Annotated in this window: 1 rRNA gene; it reads right to left on the bottom strand. The window is 57.0% G+C overall.

Going from position 1 to position 1129, the window contains the following annotated elements:
- Positions 1 to 100: 100 nt before the first annotated feature.
- Positions 101 to 1129 (bottom strand): 23S ribosomal RNA (locus RUR_RS01090); the annotation flags it as partial.

Raw genomic sequence — 1129 nt, 5'->3', positions numbered from 1 at the left:
GTCTCAGAATCACACAGTGGACGCGAGCAAACACCTCTCCGCGCAACCCGCGTGCGCCCCGAAGGGCAGCGGACACAGACGACGCGAACAGAACAACTATGCGATCAAGCCCTCGGCCTATTAGTACCGGTCAGCTCCACACCTCACAATGCTTCCACCACCGGCCTATCAACCCAGTCGTCTAGCTGGGAGCCTTACCCCGTCAAGCGGGTGGGAGACCTCATCTCAAGGAAAGCTTCCCGCTTAGATGCCTTCAGCGGTTATCCCGACCGAACGTAGCAAACCAGCCATGCTCCTGGCGGAACAACTGGCACACCAGAGGTTCGTCCATCCCGGTCCTCTCGTACTAGGGACAGCACCCTTCAAGTCTCCAACGCGCGCAGCGGATAGGGACCGAACTGTCTCGCGACGTTCTAAACCCAGCTCGCGTACCGCTTTAATGGGCGAACAGCCCAACCCTTGGGACCTACTCCAGCCCCAGGATGCGACGAGCCGACATCGAGGTGCCAAACCATCCCGTCGATATGAACTCTTGGGGAAGATCAGCCTGTTATCCCCGGGGTACCTTTTAGCCGTTGAGCGACACCACTTCCACACGTGAGTGCCGGATCACTAGTCCCAGCTTTCGCTCCTGCTCGACCCGTCGGTCTCACAGTCAAGCCCCCTTGTGCACTTACACTCGACACCTGATTACCAACCAGGCTGAGGGAACCTTTGGGCGCCTCCGTTACATTTTAGGAGGCAACCGCCCCAGTTAAACTACCCACCAGACACTGTCCCTGATCCGGATCACGGACCCAGGTTAGACATCCAAAACGACCAGAGTGGTATTTCACCAACGACTCCACCCCCACTAGCGTGAAGGCTTCACAGTCTCCCACCTATCCTACACAAACCGTCCCAAACACCAATGTCAAGCTGTAGTGAAGGTCCCGGGGTCTTTCCGTCCTGCTGCGCGTAACGAGCATCTTTACTCGTAATGCAATTTCGCCGGGTCTGCGGTTGAGACAGCGGGGAAGTCGTTACGCCATTCGTGCAGGTCGGAACTTACCCGACAAGGAATTTCGCTACCTTAGGATGGTTATAGTTACCACCGCCGTTTACCGGCGCTTAGATTCTCAGCTTCGCG

Origin of the sequence: Rhizohabitans arisaemae (genome assembly GCF_025996515.1) — a bacterium.
GTDB classification, from domain to species: domain Bacteria; phylum Actinomycetota; class Actinomycetes; order Streptosporangiales; family Streptosporangiaceae; genus Rhizohabitans; species Rhizohabitans arisaemae.
The sequence above is the reverse complement of the archived record's forward strand: the minus strand, read 5'-3'. Positions and strand labels throughout refer to the sequence as shown.